Genomic DNA, 17,694 nt, shown 5'->3' with positions numbered 1-17,694 from the left:
AGACGAACGGCATGACGAACCCCGCCGAGCGCCTGGTCGACCTGCTCGACCTGGAGCGGATCGAGGTCAACATCTTCCGGGGGCGCAGCCCCGAGGAGTCGCTGCAGCGGGTCTTCGGCGGCCAGGTCGCCGGGCAGGCGCTGGTGGCGGCCGGCCGGACCACCGACGGGGACCGGCCGGTCCATTCGCTGCACGCCTACTTCCTGCGGCCGGGGCGCCCCGGCGTGCCGATCGTCTACGACGTAGAGCGGGTCCGGGACGGGCGGTCGTTCACCACGCGCCGGGTCACCGCCGTGCAGGAGGGCCGGACGATCTTCAATCTGACGGCTTCCTTCCACCGGCCGGAGGGGGCGGGCTTCGAGCACCAGTTGCCGCCCGCCCGGACCGTTCCGGACCCCGAGCAGCTGCCCACCGTCGCCGAAGAGGTGCGCGAGCATCTCGGGGCGCTGCCGGACGCACTGGAGCGGATGGCCAGACGCCAGCCGTTCGACATCCGGTATGTGGACCGGCTGCGCTGGACGCAGGAGGAGATCAAGGACGCGGACCCGCGCAGCGCGGTCTGGATGCGTGCGGTCGGCCCGCTGGGCGACGATCCGCTCGTGCACACCTGCGCGCTGACGTACGCCAGCGACATGACGCTCCTCGACGCGGTCCGTATCCCGGTGGAACCCCTGTGGGGGCCGCGCGGTTTCGACATGGCGTCGCTGGACCACGCGATGTGGTTCCACCGTCCGTTCCGGGCCGACGAATGGTTCCTGTACGACCAGGAGTCACCCATCGCGACGGGCGGGCGGGGACTGGCGCGCGGCCGGATCTACGACCGGGGCGGCAATCTGCTGGTGTCCGTGGTGCAGGAGGGGTTGTTCCGCCGGCTGGGCACATAGCCCGGCTCACGTGCCGGGCAGCGGGTCCTGTTCGACCTCGTGGCGGCGGGTGCGGATGTCCGGCGCGGCAGGGTGCAGTTTGGCGTCGCAGGCGGGGCCGAGCCCGGTGCGGCGTGATTCCCTGCCGGTGAGCGGGCGACCGCACAGGCGGCAGCGGACCGGACGGCGGCCGGTCGCCCGGTCGGGCTCGGCCGGGGCCTCGATGTCGGCCCCGGGGAACGGCTCAGGATTCTCCACGAATCCATCTTCTCAAGTGCGCGGTCCACTCTGCGACTTCCGAACGAAGCGCAACGGAGGAGTTCGCGGACGAGCAGCGTGCTGACCATGGAACCGGTCTCCTGGGACAAGAAGAGCGCGGCACCGGGCGGCGTCGATCCTGTCGGGCATGTCATCACGTGCGCGGACACGCTCGGCGACCCGGCCCGGAACGTCGCCTACGTGGAGCGCGACCTGCCCCCGGGCGGCATACCGGCGTACCTGGCGGCCCGTAAGGACGGGACGCGTTCCTTCGTCCTGTGGGCCGATCCGCAGCGCCGGACGCGGCTGGCCACGGTGATCACCACGTCCGCCGGCGACGGCGTGGCGACGTATCACCGGGCCGCGCCGGCGGTCGCGGGCGTCGCGTGGCTGGTCGAGGGTCCGCACGGATGGCACGGCCATGGTCGAACCCGGGCCGGCGTACCGGGGCGAACCGTACGGTCCCGCGCTCGGCGCGGGAGGCCCCTGCCCGGATGCGCCGGTCGGTCGCGGTTTCCGGAGCCATCGCGCGCCGCCCCGGGACGGGTCCGTACCCCCGCTGTTCGGCACACGCGGTCCTCCAACCGCGGTGGCACCGTCCCCCAGCCCGTTGGCCCACCAGATGATGCCGGAGGACGGGGCTACCCGTGATAATCGGAGAGGGACAGCACACGTCCGGGCGGTGGGGCGCCTGCGGCAGTCAGGAGAGTCTTCGATGCCCCAGGAGGCCACGTGGATCCACCGCGCCGCGCCGCACCTGACACCCGAGGAGCGGGCGGCCGCCGGAAAGGCCGCCCGCCGACGCACCCCCCGTTCGAGCCACGCCTCGTTCGCACCGCCGGTCGACCGGCCCGACCCGATGGGCATCCTCGAGGCCCAGTCCGCGACCAGGGTTCCGGAGCTCGTCCCGATCCGCCACAGCCGGATGGCCGAGTCGCCGTTCCACTTCTACCGGGGCGCCGCCGCGATCATGGCAGCCGATCTCGCCGCCACCCCCGATTCCGGGATCAGGGCCCAACTGTGCGGAGACGCACACCTGTTGAACTTCGGGCTGCTCGCCTCCCCGGAACGGCACCTGCTGTTCGACATCAACGACTTCGACGAGACGCTGCCGGGCCCCTGGGAGTGGGACGTCAAACGGCTGGCGGTCAGCCTTGTCGTCGCGGGGCGGGCGAACGGCTTCACGGAGCGGGAGAGCGCCGACATCGTGCCGGCAGCGGTGCGGTCGTACCGCGAGTCGATGATCCGGTTCGCGGGCATGCGCAACCTCGATGTGTGGTACACGAAGACCGATGTGGAACGCCTCCGGACCGTGGCGTCGCAGCAGTTGGCGAAACGTGGCCGCGAGAGCCTGAACCGTGCCATGGCCAAGGCCCGTACCCGGGACAGTCTGCAGGCCTTCGGCAAGCTGACCGAGGTGGTCGACGGCCGGCTCCGGATCGCCGCGGATCCGCCCCTGCTCGTACCGCTCGCCGATCTGCTGCCCGGTGAGGAGCGCGATGCGACGATGGACTGGTTCCGCGAGCTGATCGAGAGCTACGCGCTGAGTCTCCCGTCGGACCGGCGGTTTCTGCTCCAGGACTTCCGGCTCGTGGACGTGGCCCGCAAGGTGGTCGGGGTCGGTAGCGTCGGCACGCGGTGCTGGATCATCCTGCTGCTCGGCAGGGACGATCGCGATCCGCTCTTCCTTCAGGCCAAGGAGGCGGGGGCCTCGGTGCTCGCCCCGTACGTCGGCCCCAGCACGTACCGGAACCAGGGCGAGCGGGTGGTCGCCGGGCAGCGATTGATGCAGGCGACGAGCGACATCTTCCTCGGCTGGCAACGCACGGAAGGGATCGACGGGCGGCGCCGCGACTTCTATGTGCGGCAGCTGCGCGACTGGAAGGGCGCCATCGAGCCTGAGTCGATGGTGCCGGTCGGGATGCGGGCGTTCGGTGAGGTCTGCGGCAGCACCTTGGCCCGCGCCCACGCGAGGTCCGGCGACCGGATCGCCATCGCCGCGTATCTGGGACTCGGCGACTCCTTCGACCGTGCGATCGCACGGTTCGCGGAGACGTACGCCGACCTGAACGAGCGGGACCACCAGGTTCTGGTCGACGCGGTCCGCACGGGGCGCCTTCCCGCGTCCGAGCCGAACGGCCCGGTCGCAGCCCCGCACGCACCGGACGCTCCGACGGCGAGGAAACCATGACCATGTCGGCCGAGCCCGCCGGAGCATCCGCCACGGCGCCACCCGATCCCCTCGCTCTCATCCGTTCCCGTCGATACGTGGGACTGCTGCTGATGGCGGCTCTGCTCGGAGTCCCGATCTCGGGCGTGGCCTTCGGTTTCCTGGCGCTCACGCACGAACTCCAGGCGCTGACCTACTCCGATCTGCCGAAGGCTCTGGGCTTCCACGCCACGCCGTCGTGGTGGCCGGTGCCGCTGCTGGTCGTCGCCGGCCTGCTGGTCGGTCTGACGATCCGCTTCCTTCCGGGCGCGGGCGGTCACAGACCGGCGGAGGGCCTGGCGCTCGCCGGGCCCCCACCGGCGGTGGAGCTGCCCGGCATCGCGATCGCGGCCCTGGCCTCCCTCGGTGCCGGTGCCGTCCTCGGGCCCGAGGCGCCACTCATCGCCCTCGGCGGCGGGCTGGCCGTGTGGACCATGCGGCTGCTGAAGCGGGACATCACTCCGAGCGCACGTGCCCTCGTGGGGGCTGCCGGCAGTTTCGCCGCTGTCAGCGCGCTGCTGGGGTCGCCGCTTCTGGGTGCGTTTCTCCTGATGGAGGCGTCGGGCCTGGCCGGGGCGATGCTCGGGATGGTGCTCGTGCCGGGACTGCTCGCCGCCGGTATCGGTTCGCTCATCTTCATCGGTCTCGGCTCGTGGACCGGTCTGGGGACGTACTCCCTGGCACTGCACCATGTGCCGCAGGCCGAACAGCCCGACATCGCACAGTTCGGCTGGGCCCTTGTCATCGGGCCGGCGGCGGCCGTCGTCGGCGAAGGGATCCGGCGGCTCGCCCTCCACCTGCAGGGGCGGGTCGAGCGAAGGACGGTGGTGGGCACCGTGCTGATGGGCCTGGCGGTCGGTGTCCTGGCCCTGGTTTATGCGGAAGGTTCGGGAAAGGACGCGTCCGAGGTGCTGTACTCGGGGCAGAACGCACTGGACCCCCTTCTTGCCGCCGGCACCGGGTACTCGGTGGGCGCGCTGCTCCTGCTCATCGTCTGCAAGGCGCTGGCGTACTGCGCGTCGCTGAGCAGTTTCCGGGGTGGTCCCGTCTTTCCCGCGATGTTCGTGGGAGCGGCGGGCGGAATCGCGCTCTCCCATCTCCCGGGGCTGAATCCGACGGCCGGGTTCGCCATGGGCATCGGGGCGATGTGCGTGGCGATCCTGAAGCTCCCGATGACCTCGGTGCTGCTGGCCACCCTGCTGCTGGGGTCGCCGGGGCTCACCGTCATGCCGCTGGTGATCCTCTCGGTGGTGGTCGCGTACGTCGTCTCGCTCCGGCTCGCCGCGCAGCCGGCCACCGTCCCGCACGGGCCGCCCGCCGGTCCACTGCCGTGAACGTGTGCTTCAGAGTCTCCCGGCAGTAGGCTTCGCGGCGTCGCGGGGCTGCCTACTGTCGGCCACTCTCGGGGACCGCGACGCTTCCTTCACAGCCGGGTGCGGCCGGAGGGAATCGGCTCCGGCGGGGTGCCGTCTCCGAACGGGCGGCCCCCGAGCTGCTCGCGACGGTGCGGTGTCCCCCAACCGGAGAGATCGGGTCCCAGGGGCACGATGCCGGTGGGGTTGATCCCCGTGTGGACCCGGTAGTAGTGCTGCTTGATGTGGTCGAAGTCGACCGTGTCGCCGAATCCGGGGGTCTGGAACAGGTCCCTGGCGTAGGCCCACAGCACCGGGTCCTCGGTCAGTTTCGAGCGGTTGCACTTGAAGTGCCCGTGGTAGACGGCGTCGAAGCGGACGAGCGTGGTGAACAGCCGGATGTCCGCCTCCGTGAGAGTGTCCCCGACCAGATAGCGCCGGTCCGCGAGGCGTTCGGAGACCAGGTCGAGCCGGCGGAACACCGCGCGGCACGCGGCCTCGTACTCGTCCTGTTCAGTGGCGAATCCGGCCCGGTAGACACCGTTGTTCACATCGCGGTAGATACCGTCCATGACCTCGTCGATCTCGTCCCGCAGCCGTTCGGGGTAGAGATCGGGGGCCCCGGACCGGTGCAGCGCGGTCCACTCGGTCGCGAAGTCCAGGGTGATCTGCCGGAAGTCGTTGGTGACGAGCTTCCCGCTGGGTACGTCCACGATCGCGGGCACGCTGACGCCACTGGGGTAGCCGCGTTCGCGTGCGTCGTACGCCTCGCTCAGGTAGGCGATGCCGAGCACCGGGTCCCGTCCGCCCTCGTCCAGAGTGAAGCGCCAGCTGCGGTCGTCCTGGATCGGGTCGGCGACAGCGAGCGACAGGGCGTCTTCCAGGCCCAGGAGCCGCCGGGAGACGAGTGCCCGGCTCGCCCAGGGGCAGGCGCGGCTGACGACCAGCCGGTAGCGGCCCGCCTCGACCGGCCAGCCGTCCCTCCCGTCGGCCGTGATCCGGTCGGCGAAATGGCTCCTCGACCGTTTGAAGGTCGTGCGTCCGTACGCTGCGTTGCCGTCCGGCTCACTGCCGGTCGGGTTGCTCATCGCGGTCTCGCTCTCGGTCGGACGGGTCGGGCGTATGTCTCCTGGCCCGCCGGGATGCCGCCACATCGGCCAGAGCCACGACGAGTGCCCCCATGACGAAGGCGACGGAGACGACGAGCCCGAGGTCGAACGCGGTGGTCCAGCCCTCGGAGGCCAGCTGGGCGAAGAAGACCGAGCCGACCGCGGCGATCCCGATCGCGGAGCCGACGCGCTGCCCGGTCTGGAGCGTGCCCCCGGCGCTCCCGCCGCCGACCACCGGCACCTGGGACAGAGTCAGGGTCAGGTTCGGGGCGATGACAAGGCCGCTGCCCACGCCCGCCAGGAGCAATGGGGCCGCCATCGCCCAGGCGACGCCACGACCCGGGACGACGTGCACGGCGAACGCGGTGGCCCCGAGTCCGACGACCACCATGGACAGCCCCACAACGACCAGCGGTCGGCCGTAACGGCCGACCATCCGGCCGCCTGGTCCCGCGGCCGCCGCCGCCCCCAGAGCGAACGGTGTGATGGCCAGTCCGGCCTCGAGGGCGGTGCAGTGCAGGCCGGCCTGCAGATAGAGCGTGCTGATGAAGAAGATCGAGGTGAATCCGGCGAAGTACAGCAGGCTCAACAGGCAGCCCAGCCAGTAGGAGTGCAGCCGGAACAGCGACATGTCGAGGACCGGCGCGGTGCCGCGTCTGCCGCACCGGGACTCCCAGCCGACGAAGGCGGCGAGCAGAACCGCGGCCACGGCCAGCAGCAGCCACTTCTCGTTTCCGGGCCACTGCTGTTCCTGGACGAAGGGCAGCAGCAGGGCCAGCAGACCCGCGCCGAGAAGGAGGACGCCGACGGGGTCCAGGTCGCGCGGCCGCACGCGGCCGGCCGACGGGGTGTCCGGCAGGAGGCGCCGGGCGAGCAGGAAGCAGACGACGCCGAGCGGCAGGTTGACGTAGAACACCCAGCGCCAACCGTCGACCGGTCCGGCAGCCTGGATCAACAGCCCGCCCAGCAGGGGGCCGACGGCGGTCGAGATACCGACCACCGTGCTGAACATGCCGAAGGCGCGGCCCCGCTCCTGGCCTGAGAACATCTGCTGGATCAACGCGGAGATCTGCGGCGAGATCAAGGCTCCACCGATGCCCTGAATCACTCGGGCGACCACCAGCCAGAAACTGGTCGGGGCGGCTCCACAGGCCGCCGACGCCAGCGTGAACACCGCCAGTCCCGCCAGGAACACCACCCGGCGCCCCCGGGCGTCGCCGAGCCGTCCGGCGGGGATGAGAAGGAGTCCGAAGACGAGTGAGTAGCCGGAGAGAACCCATTGCAGATCGGATTCCGGGCTATGCAGACCGTTGCGGATGGACGGCAGGGCGACGTTGACGATGGAAATGTCCAACAGCGTCATGAAGCCCGCCACCAGGCACACACCAAGTGCCTGCCAGCGGCGGGGGTCGGGCGCCGCCGGGGCCGCCCCGCTCCCCGCCGCACCTCCGATGGACGTTGCGCTCTCCGGCATGATTCGCACCTTAGGCGGCGCGTCCGGGTTCCTCATGTCCGACAGGGCCGACTGCCGTAATCGTCGCCGTCCCGGAGAAGGTGCCGGCCGGGCACTCCCGGGTCAGGCCGTCAGACCCTCGTCCGCCTCTCGGTGCATGCCCGTGCACAGCGCCCAGACGATGAAGATGTTGACGGCGACCAGGACCAGGGCCCACAGAGGGTAGTAGGGCACCCACAGGAAGTTGGCGATCGCGCCGAGGCCGGCGACGAAGACACCGAAGTAGCGCGCCCAGAGGGCTCCGCTCAGCACGGCGCAGCCGGCGAGGACGATGACGATGCCGAGAATGAGATGGACCCAGCCCCAGCCCGACAGGCTGAACTCGAACACGTAGTGGCGTGTCGCGAGGAACAGGTCGTCCTTGGCGATGGCCGCGATCCCCTCGAGGAGCGCCATCGCTCCGCCGAAGATCATCAGGGCTGCTGCCAGGACGGTGGTGCCGGATGTCGGCGCGTGCGTGGGGCTCGGCTTGGCACGGCTCGCTTTGGGTCCGGTGGTGTCACTGGCCATTTCGGCCTCCTCGGGTGGCGGTGCCGTCGGGCCGGCCGAGCAGGCCGGACCGGGCGTGATTCCCTGTCCCAGCGTGACACGGCGGCTCTCCGTCGGCACTCCGGCCGACGACACCCAGCCCTCTCACATCAGGGATATCATCTCTGATGTGAGAGAGTCTGAAGAGGTGGGGCCGACGTCCGTCGATGCCCGGCTCGCCGCCCGGCTGGGTGAGCTCCGCACCGAGCGCGACTGGTCGCTGGACGAACTTTCCCGGCGCAGCGGCGTCAGCCGCTCGACACTGTCGCGCCTGGAGCGCGGCGAGCTGAGCCCGACCGCTGCCCAGCTGGGACGGCTGTGCACGGTGTACGGGCGGACGATGTCGAGGCTGCTGTCGGAGGTGGAGGCGGAACCGCCGCAGCTGGTGCCGACCGAGCGCCAGCCGGTGTGGCGGGACGAGGCGTCCGGATTCCTCCGCCGCTCGGTCTCACCGCCGCACGCCGGACTGCGCGCAGAGATCATCGAGGGAACGCTCGACGCGGGCGCCGCCATCGCCTACGACGACGCCCCCGTGCCCGGTCTGGAGCAGCACATCTGGGTGCTCCACGGGACGGTCGAGATCACCGTCGAGAACACCGTGCACACCCTGCGCCAGGGCGACTGTCTGCGGTTCCGGCTGCGCGGACCCTCACATTTCCACTGCCCGGGCCCGAACCCGGTCCGCTACGCCCTGATGATCGTTCTGCCGTGAGAGGACCCCGTCATGACCGAGATCGTCCCCGTGTCCGGCCCCGAGCTGGTCACATACGCCGATGAGCTCGCCGCCCTCCTGGTGGAGACGGTGGAGGGCGGGGCGTCGGTGGGGTTCCTTGCGCCCCTGGACCGCGATGCGGCCGCCGCCTGGTGGCGGGGGCGTGCCGCGGCCGTCGATGCCGGACATCAGCGCGTCTGGCTTGCCCGCGACGGCGAGCGGGTGGCCGGGACCATCGGCCTGAACCTGGCTCCGCTGCCGAACGCCCGGCATCGCGCCGAGGTGACGAAGGTGATGGTGCGCCCCTCGGTGCGCGGCCGGGGGCTGGGCCGGGCGCTGCTGGGCATTGCCGAGCGGGCGGCGGCCGAGGCCGGTCTGACGCTGCTCGTCCTGGACACCGAGACCGGCAGCCCCGCCGAGCGGCTCTACCGCTCGGCGGGCTGGATGGAGTGCGGGTCCATTCCGGACTACGCCGGGGACCCGGCCGGGGTCCTGAAGCCGACCACCTTCTACTACAAGGCGATCGGCGCGGCGGACACCGGTACGGACGGTCGGGCGACGAGTCCGTCGAGGTCCTTGTAGGCGACGCCGTCCGTCATGACGAGCAGGATGTTCGCCGGGTCGCCGAGTGCGTGGATGTCGGTGAGCGGGTTGCCGCGGCGATGACGACATCGGGGCGGCCGAGCATGCCGATCTCGATCGGCGAGAACGGCCGGATGTCGGGGCCGGGCCGTCGGCTTCGTGCCGACGAACCTGTGGGCGTAAGAATGGCGTCGGAAGCGACTTACAAGGAGACCCTCATGACGCTGTACGACATTCCGCTCCACACGCTCACCGGCGAGCCGACCACCCTCGGCGCCTACCGCGGCCAGGCGGTCCTGCTGGTGAACGTCGCCTCCAAGTGCGGGCTCACGCCGCAGTACGCGGGCCTGGAGCGGCTGCAGAAGGAGTACGGGGACCGGGGCTTCACCGTGCTCGGTGTTCCGTGCAACCAGTTCGCGGGCCAGGAGCCGGGCAGCGCGGAGGAGATCCAGACGTTCTGCTCGACGACGTACGGAGTGAGCTTCCCCCTCCTGGAGAAGGTCGACGTCAACGGTGACGGACGGCACCCGCTGTATGCGGAGCTGACGCAGCTCGCGGACGCGGACGGCGAGGCGGGTGACGTGCAGTGGAACTTCGAGAAGTTCCTGATCTCCCCGTCCGGCGAGCCGGTGGCCCGCATCCGCCCCCGCACGGAACCGGAGGCGCCGGAGCTCGTGGCGGCACTCGAGGCCCTGCTGCCCGCCTGACGGGCGGCGTTGTGCCGGGCGGCCTGATGGCCGGCCCGCCCGGCACGACCTCACCCCCGCCGGGCACACGATCAAGCCCGTCCGGCGATTGAGGACAAAGCGGCGCCGGAGGCACCGCAACCGCTCCGGCGCCCCCGCACACCCAACCCATGCGGCACAGCACTAGCGAATCGGCATGCCCGACAGCGTGCGCGCAATCACCAGCCGCTGGATCTCGCTCGTACCCTCGAAGATCGTGTAGATGGCCGCGTCCCGGTGCATCCGCTCCACCGGGTATTCACGGGTGAAGCCGTTGCCGCCGAGAATCTGGATCGCCTGCGCGGTGACCTTCTTCGCTGTTTCGCTCGCGTACAGCTTGGACATGGAGCCCTCGGCCGACTCGAACGGCTTCCCTGTGGTCGCCATCCAGGACGCCCGCCAGACGAGCAGCCTGGCCGCGTCGATCTGCGTCCGCATGTCCGCGAGCTGGAATGCGACGCCCTGGTTGTCGATGATCGGACGGCCGAACTGGGTCCGGGTCATCGCGTAGTCCAGCGCGACCTCGTACGCGGCGCGCGCGGTGCCGACAGCCATCGCGCCGACCGCCGGGCGGGACGCCTCGAACGTGGCCATCGCCGCGTTCTTCACGCGCTCGCCACCGGACTGGGCGCGCTCGCGGGCCCGCGCCAGACGCTGGTCCAGCTTCTCCTTGCCGCCGAGCAGGCAGTGGCCCGGGACACGGACGTCCTCCAGAACGACCTCCGCCGTGTGAGAGGCCCGGATGCCGTGCTTCTTGAACTTCTGGCCCTGCGAGAGCCCCGGGGTGCCCGGCGGCACGATGAAGGAGGCGTGCCCCTTGGAGCCGAGCTCCGAGTCGACCACGGCGACGACGACGTGGACATTGGCGATGCCGCCGTTGGTCGCCCAGGTCTTGGTGCCGTTCAGCACCCACTCGTCCTTGGCCTGGTCGTACACCGCACGGGTCCGCATCGAGGCGACGTCGGAGCCGGCGTCCGGCTCCGAGGAGCAGAAGGCGGCGACCTTCACATCGTTCGCATCGCCGTACATCTGCGGGATCCAGGTGCCGATCTGCTCCTCGGTGCCGTTGGCGAGGACGCCGACGGCCGCCAGGCCCGTACCCACGATCGACAGGGCGATGCCCGCGTCGCCCCAGAACAGTTCCTCCATCGCCATCGGGATGCCGAGCCCCGTCGGGTCGAAGAACTGCTGGGCGTAGAAGTCGAGGGAGTAGATGCCGACCTTGGCCGCCTCCTGAATGACGGGCCAGGGCGTTTCCTCACGCTCGTCCCACTCCGAAGCGGCCGGACGGATCACATCCGCGGCGAAGCCGTGAAGCCAGTCACGGACCTGCTTCTGGTCGTCGTTGAGATCGAGCGTGAACTCGGCCATGTTCCCCTCCATGCATTACCGTAAAAATCACCGTTACTTGCGGTAACCGCAGTCTGTTACCGACAAGTAGCCTCTGTCAACCGGTCAGACTCCGATCGGCACCACCGATGGTCAGGGTGTTACGTTGCGCAGGCGTAACGGACTTGCATGGCCAATTGCACGGCCAGGGTGGGGAGAGGCGACATGGAGACCACACGACAGGCCGACAGACAGCGGACCGCGGCCGAGCAGCGCCGCCGGGAGCTGCTGGAGGCCGCCGACCGCGTGGTGCTCAGGGACGGGCCCAAGGCCTCGATGAACGCCATCGCGGCGGAGGCCGGGATCACCAAGCCCATCCTGTACCGGCACTTCGGCGACAAGGGCGGCCTCTACCGCGCGCTCGCCAAGCGTCACACCGATGCGCTGCTGAGCGCGCTGCGGGCCGCACTCGACGCCCCCGCCGAGCGCCGCGAGAGGGTGGAGGCGACGCTCGACACCTATCTCGCGGCAATCGAGGCCCGCCCGCAGGTCTACCGCTTCCTGATGCACCCGTCCGACGACGCCGCCCCCTCCCCCGAGCAGGGCTTCGACGTCGGGCGCCACTCCGCCCCGCTGTTGCGCCGGCTCGGTGAAGAGCTCGCCCTGGTCATCGCCGAGCGGGTGGACCTGGGCCCGGACAGCGAGGAGATGGCCCGCATCTGGGGCCATGGCATCGTCGGCATGATGCATGCGGCGGGCGACTGGTGGCTGGGCGAACGCCCCTGCTCACGCGCCCAGTTGGTGCGCAGCCTGGCTGATCTGTTGTGGGGCAGGCTGGCCGCCGCGGGCGACCTGCCGGGCGGGCCCGGCTTCTGACGGCAAAAGAGCGTGGTCAGTCGGTACGTCCCCAGGGCGCCCGGCGGGCCGCGCGCAGTGCCCTCGCCCGGCGCAGCCCGGTCAGCCGATCCGTGTAGACGGTGCCTTCGAGGTGGTCGCACTCGTGCTGGAGACAGCGCGCGAACCAGCCCGTGCCGTCGACCCGCACCGGCTCCCCGTCGACGGTCACGCCCTCCACCACCGCATGATCGAAGCGTGGGGTACCGGCTTCCAGGCCGGGAAGCGAGAGGCAGCCCTCCGGTCCGCGTATCGTGATGCCGTCCGCCTCGACCAGCTTCGGATTGACGAGATGGCCGAGGTGACGGACGTCGTCGTCGTCGGGACAGTCGTAGACGAACACCCGCAGCGGTATGCCGATCTGATTGGCCGCGAGACCGACCCCCTGCGCCGCGTACATCGTGGCGAACATGTCCTCGACGAGCCGGGCGAGCGACGGACCGAAGTCGGTGACTTCCTCGCAGGCGCCGTGGAGCACCGGGTCACCGAGCAGAGTCATGGCGCGGACGAGTCCGGAACTGCCGGGGATCGGGCGGTTTCGCATGGCCGCCATCGTACGTTCCACGCGACGTCCACCTTCCTGGTGGTGCCGTGGTGCGGTCGCCGCGCCGGACATCGATAGGCTGGGCGCGGACCGATGCAAGGAGGATCTAGGACGATGGCAGGCAACACGGAGCCGTTGTCGCCGCGGGCCAAGCTGGCGGTGACGGCGGGCAAGGCCGCAGCGGCGGTGTCGCGCGCTGCGGGGCGCGGCAGCGGATCGGTGATCGGCGGCCGGGTGGCGCTCAAGCTCGACCCCGACCTGCTGGGGCGGCTGGCGCAGCACCTGGACGTGATCCTCGTGTCGGCGACGAACGGCAAGACCACGACGACCCGGCTGATCGCCGAGGCACTGCGGGCCGCCGGCCCGGTCGTGTCGAACGCGCTCGGCGCCAACATGCCCGCGGGTATCACCTCGGCCCTGGCCGGTGGCTCGGACGCGAAGTACGGCGTGATCGAGGTCGACGAGAAGTACCTCGCCGGCGTCGCGCGGGACACCACACCCAAGGTGATCGCGCTGCTCAACCTCTCGCGCGACCAGCTGGACCGCGCCGCGGAAACCCGGATGCTGGCCGAGAAGTGGCGTGAGGGGCTGTCCGGCTCGAAGGCCGTGATCGTCGCCAACGCCGACGACCCGCTGATTGTCTGGGCGGCGTCCTCCTCCCCCAACGTGGTGTGGGTCGCGGCCGGGCAGGCGTGGAAGGACGACGCCTGGTCCTGCCCGTCCTGCGGCGGTGTGATGCAGCGCCCCGGCGACGACTGGTTCTGCGGCGAGTGCGGTTTCCGCCGTCCCGCCCCGAGCTGGGTCCTGCACGGCGACTACGTCCTGGACCCGCACGGCTCGGCGTGGCCGATCCACCTGCAGCTCCCCGGCCGCGCGAACAAGGCGAACGCCACCAGCTCGGCCGCCGTCGCGGCCGTCTTCGGTGTGCCGCCGCAGGTCGCCCTGGAGCGCATGTATCAGGTGCAGGCCGTCGCCGGCCGCTACGACGTGGTCTCCTTCCTCGGCCGTGAGCTGCGGCTCCTGCTGGCGAAGAACCCGGCGGGCTGGCTCGAAACGTTTTCCCTGATCGACCCGCCGCCCACGCCGGTGATCCTCTCCGTCAACGCCCGGGGCGCGGACGGCACGGACACCTCCTGGCTGTGGGACGTCGACTACACCCAGCTCGCGGGCCACCCGATCTTCGTGCTCGGCGACCGCAAGCTGGACCTCGCGGTCCGCCTCGAAGTGGCCGGTCTCGACTTCCGGGTCTGCGAGAACCTCGACGAGGCCGTGCAGCAGGCCCCGCCCGGCCGTATCGAGGTCATCGCCAACTACACCGCCTTCCAGGATCTGCGCCGTCGTGTCGGCAACTGACCCCGGCCCCGGCCACCTCCGGAGAGGACGAAGCATGAGCAACAACGGTCTGCGTCTGGTCTGGGTCTACCCCGACCTGCTGAGCACCTACGGCGACCAGGGCAACGCCCTGGTGGTGGAGCGCCGGGCCCGGCAGCGCGGTCTCGACGTGCAGCGCGTCGACGTCCGCAGCGACCAGCCGATCCCGACGTCCGGCGACATCTATCTGATCGGCGGCGGTGAGGACCGGCCGCAGCGCCTCGCCGCGGAGCGGCTGCGCCGTGACGGCGGCCTCAGCCGGGCCGCGTCCAACGGCGCGATCATCTTCTCGGTCTGCGCCGGATACCAGATCCTCGGCCACGAGTTCATCAACGACCTCGGTGAGCGCGAGCCCGGTCTCGGTCTGCTCGACGTGGTCTCCACGCGTGGCGAGGGCGCCCGGTGCGTCGGTGACGTACTGGCCGACATCGATCCGCAGCTGGGCCTGCCGCCGCTGACCGGTTTCGAGAACCACCAGGGCGTCACTCATCTCGGCCCGACGGCGCGGCCGTTCGCCCGGGTGAAGCTCGGCCGGGGCAACGGCACGGGTGACGGCACCGAGGGTGCGTACAACGACACGGTCTTCGGTACGTACATGCACGGGCCCGTGATGGCCCGTAACCCAATGATCGCGGACCTGCTCCTGAAACTGGCCCTCGACGTCAACGCACTGCCGCCGACGGACGACCGCTGGTACGAGGCGCTGCGCGCCGAGCGCATCGCGTCGGCCACCCAGCCCGCGTGACCCGCATGGCCCGCATGACGCATATTTCGCTCAACTGAGCGGAGTCCAGCAGGCGGACGCCTGGTTCGGTCCCGCCACCCTGCGCCGGTAGGGTGGCAGGGATCCAACCGGACGACGTGGTCCGGTCGTCGGCCCACGTTGCAAAGGTTTCCCGGGCAATGCGTATTGGTGTGCTCACCTCCGGCGGCGACTGCCCCGGCCTCAATGCCGTCATCCGTTCCGTCGTGCACCGCGCGGTGGTCGACCACGGCGACGAGGTCATCGGCTTCCACGACGGGTGGAAGGGCCTCCTTGAGTGCGACTACCGGAAGCTCGACCTCGACGCGGTCGGCGGCATTCTCGCCCGCGGCGGTACGATCCTCGGCTCGTCCCGGGTCCAGCCCGCACATCTGCGGGGCGGCGTCGAGCAGGCCAAGGGCCATGTCGCCGATCTCGGTCTCGACGCGATCATCCCGATCGGCGGCGAGGGCACGCTGAAGGCGGCTCATCTGCTCTCCGAGGCGGGGCTGCCGATCGTCGGCGTGCCGAAGACCATCGACAACGACATCGCGTCGACCGATGTGACCTTCGGCTTCGACACCGCGGTCGGCGTGGCGACCGAGGCCCTCGACCGGCTGAAGACCACCGCCGAGTCGCACCAGCGGGTCCTGATCGTCGAGGTCATGGGCCGCCACACCGGCTGGATCGCACTCCACTCGGGCATGGCGGCCGGTGCGCACGCCATCGTCGTGCCGGAGCGCCCCTTCGACATGGACGAGCTGACCGAGCTGGTCGGCAAGCGCTTCTCGGCGGGCAAGAAGTTCGCGATCGTCGTCGTCGCCGAGGGCGCCAAGCCGCGCGCGGGCTCCATGGAGTTCGAGCAGGGCACCAAGGACATCTACGGCCACGAGCGGTTCACCGGGATCGCCACGCAGCTCTCCATCGAGCTGGAGCAGCGCCTGGGCAAGGAGGCCCGCCCGGTGATACTCGGCCATGTCCAGCGCGGCGGCACCCCGACCGCGTACGACCGGGTCCTGGCGACCCGCTTCGGCTGGCACGCGGTCGAGGCGGCGCACCGTAGCGAGTTCGGCATGATGACGGCGCTGCGCGGCACGGAGATCACCATGGTGCCGCTGGCCCAGGCCGTGGAGACCCTGAAGACGGTCCCGGCCGAGCGGTACGCCGAGGCCGAGTGCGTGCTCTGAGCAACACCAGCACCTGAGAACTGCCCCCGGCCGCAGCCGCGGACGGGGGCAGTTCTACTCTGGTCGGGACAACCGGCGCGAAACGGGGACGTCCCCATCGGGAGTGAACAGATGGATCACAGCGGACACGGCATGAACATGGATCTGCCGCCGTTCACGCTGGGACGTGGGCTCCAGTTCTCCGCGGACCCCGTATTCCTGATCGGCTGCGTCCTCGCGCTCGGCCTGTACGGCTACGCGGTGCTGCGCCTGCGCAGCCGCGGGGACGGCTGGCCGGTCAACCGGGTCGTCTTCTTCACGGTCGGCGTGCTGAGCATCGCGCTGGTGATGTGTACGAAGCTCAACGACTACGGCATGGTCATGTTCAGCGTGCACATGGTGCAGCACATGGTGATCAGCATGCTGTCGCCGATCCTGCTGCTGCTGGGTGCCCCCGTGACCCTGGCGCTGCGCGCACTGCCGGTCGCGGGCCGTGACCGCACAGGGCCGCGCGAGCTGCTGCTCCTGCTGCTGCACAGCCGGTACATGAAGATCATCACGCATCCGGTCTTCACCATCCCGCTCTTCATCGCCAGCCTCTACGCGCTGTACTTCACCCCACTCTTCGACTTCCTCATGGGCTCGAGGACCGGTCACCTCGCGATGATGGTGCACTTCCTCGCCGTCGGACTGGTCTTCTTCTGGCCGATCATGGGCGTCGACCCGGGACCGCACCGGCCCGGCTATGTGATGCGGATGCTGGAGCTGTTCGCGGGGATGCCGTTCCACGCGTTCTTCGGTATCGCGCTGATGATGGCGACCTCTCCGATGGTGGAGACGTACAAGCATCCGCCGGCCTCGCTGGGCATCGACGCGCTGAGCGACCAGAACTGGGCGGGCGGCATCGCCTGGGCGTTCAGCGAGATCCCGTCGGTGCTGGTGCTGATCGCGCTGGTCTTCCAGTGGTACCGCTCCGAGCAGCGGACCGCGAAGCGTGCGGACCGCGCCGCCGACCGCGACGGGGACCAGGAGCTGAAGGCGTACAACGCCTATCTCGCCTCGTTGCAGGCGCGCGGACAGTAGCGGTGGAGACACCTTCCGGGTGACGATGGGGTCCACGGCCGCGCGGCCGACGAGGAGGGTGCGCGCATGTCCGGATCGACGAAGACGATGGGGGTGCTCACCGTCGGGGCTCTGGTGGCGGTCACCGCCTACACGGTGGCGCTGGGGAGCAACGGCTGGCTCTGGTTCGGCTGGGTGGTGCTCGGACTGATCACTCTGGGAATGGTCGCCACGCGCGACACCTGAGCGGGGCCCTTTGTCCGGTACGACGGCGGCCCCGGGCCCGGGGCCGCCGTCGGCCGAGGAGTTCAGCGACCGATCGGGACTTCGGCCGGCACGTTCACCCCGTTCACCCAGCGCGTCGTGGCGTTCGCGCAGCGCACCGCGCAGGCCGCCCCCTCGAAGCGGGGGTCGGGCAGGGCGAGTCCGATCCGGTATGTGCCCCGGGCGCCGCGAGGCAGTTCCAGCGTGGCGCGCACGGTCGACGGCACCGGTTCCGCATGGTCGTCGGTGGGCTCGGCCCGCCCCTCGGGCGGCCAGGTGCGCCAGTCCGCGCCGGTCTCGGCGGAGGCGACGGTCCGTCCGTCGGCGCCCAGCGCCACGATCCGTGCCGGGCGCCGAAGGCGTCCTCCGGAATGCGGGCGGATGGTTTCACGTCGCTCCTCCGTGGTGGGACGGGGACGCGTGGTCACCCGCTGGAGTCGGCTCTCCCGTCAGGATGCTCCGTTCTCCCCG

At 70.5% G+C, this 17,694-nt stretch carries 20 protein-coding genes; 13 read left to right on the top strand and 7 right to left on the bottom strand.

Going from position 1 to position 17,694, the window contains the following annotated elements; all coding sequences use genetic code 11:
* Window positions 1-11 precede the first annotated feature (11 nt).
* Entirely contained in the window at window positions 12-884 is an 873-nt protein-coding gene (locus OG395_RS42765) for an acyl-CoA thioesterase (RefSeq protein ID WP_327247715.1), read from the top strand.
* 6 nt (window positions 885-890) lie between these two features.
* Here OG395_RS42765 and OG395_RS42760 read toward each other — a convergent pair whose 3' ends face one another.
* Entirely contained in the window at window positions 891-1,121 is a 231-nt protein-coding gene (locus tag OG395_RS42760; protein ID WP_376333548.1) for a DUF6011 domain-containing protein, read from the bottom strand.
* An 87-nt stretch (window positions 1,122-1,208) separates the two neighbouring features.
* On the opposite strand from OG395_RS42760, the gene OG395_RS42755 reads away from it, so the two are divergent.
* From OG395_RS42755 to OG395_RS42745, 3 genes are all read left to right on the top strand, one after another.
* Entirely contained in the window at window positions 1,209-1,772 is a 564-nt protein-coding gene (locus OG395_RS42755; protein WP_327247714.1) for a hypothetical protein, read from the top strand.
* A gap of 64 nt (window positions 1,773-1,836) precedes the next feature.
* On the top strand, window positions 1,837-3,312 hold the full coding sequence (locus OG395_RS42750) for a DUF2252 domain-containing protein (RefSeq protein ID WP_327247713.1): 1,476 nt from the start codon (window positions 1,837-1,839) through the stop codon (window positions 3,310-3,312).
* Window positions 3,313-3,314: 2 nt separating this feature from the next.
* Window positions 3,315-4,664, top strand: coding sequence for a chloride channel protein (locus OG395_RS42745; RefSeq protein WP_327247712.1), 1,350 nt, complete (start codon window positions 3,315-3,317; stop codon window positions 4,662-4,664).
* A gap of 89 nt (window positions 4,665-4,753) precedes the next feature.
* Here the strand turns inward: OG395_RS42745 and OG395_RS42740 are convergent, their stop codons facing one another.
* The 3 genes from OG395_RS42740 to OG395_RS42730 form a co-directional block, all read right to left on the bottom strand.
* Window positions 4,754-5,770: a glutathione S-transferase family protein gene (locus OG395_RS42740; RefSeq protein ID WP_327247711.1), complete on the bottom strand. Its 1,017-nt coding sequence runs from the start codon at window positions 5,768-5,770 to the stop codon at window positions 4,754-4,756.
* Window positions 5,748-7,265 carry an MFS transporter gene (locus OG395_RS42735; RefSeq protein ID WP_327247710.1) on the bottom strand — a complete coding sequence of 506 codons (1,518 nt, stop codon included), beginning with the start codon at window positions 7,263-7,265 and terminating at the stop codon, window positions 5,748-5,750. Before OG395_RS42735 ends, OG395_RS42740 begins: the two co-directional genes overlap by 23 nt.
* A 102-nt stretch (window positions 7,266-7,367) precedes the next feature.
* On the bottom strand, window positions 7,368-7,814 hold the full coding sequence (locus OG395_RS42730; RefSeq protein ID WP_442818654.1) for a DUF7144 family membrane protein: 447 nt from the start codon (window positions 7,812-7,814) through the stop codon (window positions 7,368-7,370).
* Window positions 7,815-7,962: 148 nt separating this feature from the next.
* On the opposite strand from OG395_RS42730, the gene OG395_RS42725 reads away from it, so the two are divergent.
* The 3 genes from OG395_RS42725 to OG395_RS42715 all read left to right on the top strand — a co-directional run bounded on the left by OG395_RS42725 (window position 7,963) and on the right by OG395_RS42715 (window position 9,833).
* On the top strand, window positions 7,963-8,544 hold the full coding sequence (locus OG395_RS42725) for a helix-turn-helix domain-containing protein (RefSeq protein ID WP_327247709.1): 582 nt from the start codon (window positions 7,963-7,965) through the stop codon (window positions 8,542-8,544).
* Between the two features lie 12 nt (window positions 8,545-8,556).
* The gene (locus OG395_RS42720) at window positions 8,557-9,126 is read left to right on the top strand and encodes a GNAT family N-acetyltransferase (RefSeq protein WP_327247708.1); all 570 of its coding nucleotides are present in this window, start codon (window positions 8,557-8,559) and stop codon (window positions 9,124-9,126) included.
* A 218-nt stretch (window positions 9,127-9,344) separates the two neighbouring features.
* Window positions 9,345-9,833 (top strand): glutathione peroxidase, encoded by a 489-nt coding sequence (locus OG395_RS42715; protein WP_327247707.1) that lies wholly within the window; start codon window positions 9,345-9,347, stop codon window positions 9,831-9,833.
* Between the two features lie 162 nt (window positions 9,834-9,995).
* Here OG395_RS42715 and OG395_RS42710 read toward each other — a convergent pair whose 3' ends face one another.
* Window positions 9,996-11,222: an acyl-CoA dehydrogenase family protein gene (locus OG395_RS42710; protein WP_327247706.1), complete on the bottom strand. Its 1,227-nt coding sequence runs from the start codon at window positions 11,220-11,222 to the stop codon at window positions 9,996-9,998.
* Window positions 11,223-11,405: 183 nt separating this feature from the next.
* Between OG395_RS42710 and OG395_RS42705 the strand changes: the two genes are divergently transcribed.
* Window positions 11,406-12,056: a TetR family transcriptional regulator gene (locus OG395_RS42705; RefSeq protein WP_327247705.1), complete on the top strand. Its 651-nt coding sequence runs from the start codon at window positions 11,406-11,408 to the stop codon at window positions 12,054-12,056.
* A 16-nt stretch (window positions 12,057-12,072) separates the two neighbouring features.
* On the opposite strand, the gene def is transcribed toward OG395_RS42705, so the two are convergent.
* Window positions 12,073-12,618 carry a peptide deformylase gene (def, locus tag OG395_RS42700; protein WP_327247704.1) on the bottom strand — a complete coding sequence of 182 codons (546 nt, stop codon included), beginning with the start codon at window positions 12,616-12,618 and terminating at the stop codon, window positions 12,073-12,075.
* A 114-nt stretch (window positions 12,619-12,732) separates the two neighbouring features.
* On the opposite strand from def, the gene OG395_RS42695 reads away from it, so the two are divergent.
* The 5 genes from OG395_RS42695 to OG395_RS42675 all read left to right on the top strand — a co-directional run bounded on the left by OG395_RS42695 (window position 12,733) and on the right by OG395_RS42675 (window position 17,205).
* Complete coding sequence (locus OG395_RS42695) at window positions 12,733-13,971, top strand: Mur ligase family protein (RefSeq protein WP_093893409.1); 1,239 nt, start codon at window positions 12,733-12,735, stop codon at window positions 13,969-13,971.
* Window positions 13,972-14,005: 34 nt separating this feature from the next.
* Complete coding sequence (locus tag OG395_RS42690) at window positions 14,006-14,734, top strand: type 1 glutamine amidotransferase (RefSeq protein ID WP_266988518.1); 729 nt, start codon at window positions 14,006-14,008, stop codon at window positions 14,732-14,734.
* Between the two features lie 158 nt (window positions 14,735-14,892).
* Window positions 14,893-15,918, top strand: coding sequence for a 6-phosphofructokinase (locus OG395_RS42685; protein ID WP_327247703.1), 1,026 nt, complete (start codon window positions 14,893-14,895; stop codon window positions 15,916-15,918).
* A gap of 111 nt (window positions 15,919-16,029) precedes the next feature.
* Window positions 16,030-16,980 carry a cytochrome c oxidase assembly protein gene (locus OG395_RS42680; protein ID WP_327247702.1) on the top strand — a complete coding sequence of 317 codons (951 nt, stop codon included), beginning with the start codon at window positions 16,030-16,032 and terminating at the stop codon, window positions 16,978-16,980.
* A gap of 66 nt (window positions 16,981-17,046) precedes the next feature.
* Entirely contained in the window at window positions 17,047-17,205 is a 159-nt protein-coding gene (locus OG395_RS42675) for a hypothetical protein (RefSeq protein WP_327247701.1), read from the top strand.
* Window positions 17,206-17,267: 62 nt separating this feature from the next.
* Here OG395_RS42675 and OG395_RS42670 read toward each other — a convergent pair whose 3' ends face one another.
* On the bottom strand, window positions 17,268-17,651 hold the full coding sequence (locus OG395_RS42670) for a hypothetical protein (protein WP_327247700.1): 384 nt from the start codon (window positions 17,649-17,651) through the stop codon (window positions 17,268-17,270).
* Window positions 17,652-17,694: the final 43 nt, after the last annotated feature.

Origin of the sequence: Streptomyces sp. NBC_01320 (genome assembly GCF_035974375.1) — a bacterium.
Lineage (GTDB): Bacteria > Actinomycetota > Actinomycetes > Streptomycetales > Streptomycetaceae > Streptomyces > Streptomyces yanii.
The sequence above is the reverse complement of the archived record's forward strand: the minus strand, read 5'-3'. Positions and strand labels throughout refer to the sequence as shown.

What these genes read in the sequence shown, in the direction of transcription:
- OG395_RS42710 (WP_327247706.1), bottom strand. Translation starts at nt 11,222, where the DNA reads ATGGCCGAGTTCACGCTCGATCTCAACGACGACCAGAAGCAGGTCCGT.
- OG395_RS42695 (WP_093893409.1), top strand. Translation starts at nt 12,733, where the DNA reads ATGGCAGGCAACACGGAGCCGTTGTCGCCGCGGGCCAAGCTGGCGGTG.
- def (WP_327247704.1), bottom strand. Translation starts at nt 12,618, where the DNA reads ATGCGAAACCGCCCGATCCCCGGCAGTTCCGGACTCGTCCGCGCCATG.
- OG395_RS42690 (WP_266988518.1), top strand. Translation starts at nt 14,006, where the DNA reads ATGAGCAACAACGGTCTGCGTCTGGTCTGGGTCTACCCCGACCTGCTG.
- OG395_RS42715 (WP_327247707.1), top strand. Translation starts at nt 9,345, where the DNA reads ATGACGCTGTACGACATTCCGCTCCACACGCTCACCGGCGAGCCGACC.
- OG395_RS42745 (WP_327247712.1), top strand. Translation starts at nt 3,315, where the DNA reads ATGTCGGCCGAGCCCGCCGGAGCATCCGCCACGGCGCCACCCGATCCC.
- OG395_RS42680 (WP_327247702.1), top strand. Translation starts at nt 16,030, where the DNA reads ATGGATCACAGCGGACACGGCATGAACATGGATCTGCCGCCGTTCACG.
- OG395_RS42740 (WP_327247711.1), bottom strand. Translation starts at nt 5,770, where the DNA reads ATGAGCAACCCGACCGGCAGTGAGCCGGACGGCAACGCAGCGTACGGA.
- OG395_RS42720 (WP_327247708.1), top strand. Translation starts at nt 8,557, where the DNA reads ATGACCGAGATCGTCCCCGTGTCCGGCCCCGAGCTGGTCACATACGCC.
- OG395_RS42765 (WP_327247715.1), top strand. Translation starts at nt 12, where the DNA reads ATGACGAACCCCGCCGAGCGCCTGGTCGACCTGCTCGACCTGGAGCGG.
- OG395_RS42675 (WP_327247701.1), top strand. Translation starts at nt 17,047, where the DNA reads ATGTCCGGATCGACGAAGACGATGGGGGTGCTCACCGTCGGGGCTCTG.
- OG395_RS42705 (WP_327247705.1), top strand. Translation starts at nt 11,406, where the DNA reads ATGGAGACCACACGACAGGCCGACAGACAGCGGACCGCGGCCGAGCAG.
- OG395_RS42735 (WP_327247710.1), bottom strand. Translation starts at nt 7,265, where the DNA reads ATGCCGGAGAGCGCAACGTCCATCGGAGGTGCGGCGGGGAGCGGGGCG.
- OG395_RS42730 (WP_442818654.1), bottom strand. Translation starts at nt 7,814, where the DNA reads ATGGCCAGTGACACCACCGGACCCAAAGCGAGCCGTGCCAAGCCGAGC.
- OG395_RS42755 (WP_327247714.1), top strand. Translation starts at nt 1,209, where the DNA reads ATGGAACCGGTCTCCTGGGACAAGAAGAGCGCGGCACCGGGCGGCGTC.
- OG395_RS42685 (WP_327247703.1), top strand. Translation starts at nt 14,893, where the DNA reads ATGCGTATTGGTGTGCTCACCTCCGGCGGCGACTGCCCCGGCCTCAAT.
- OG395_RS42750 (WP_327247713.1), top strand. Translation starts at nt 1,837, where the DNA reads ATGCCCCAGGAGGCCACGTGGATCCACCGCGCCGCGCCGCACCTGACA.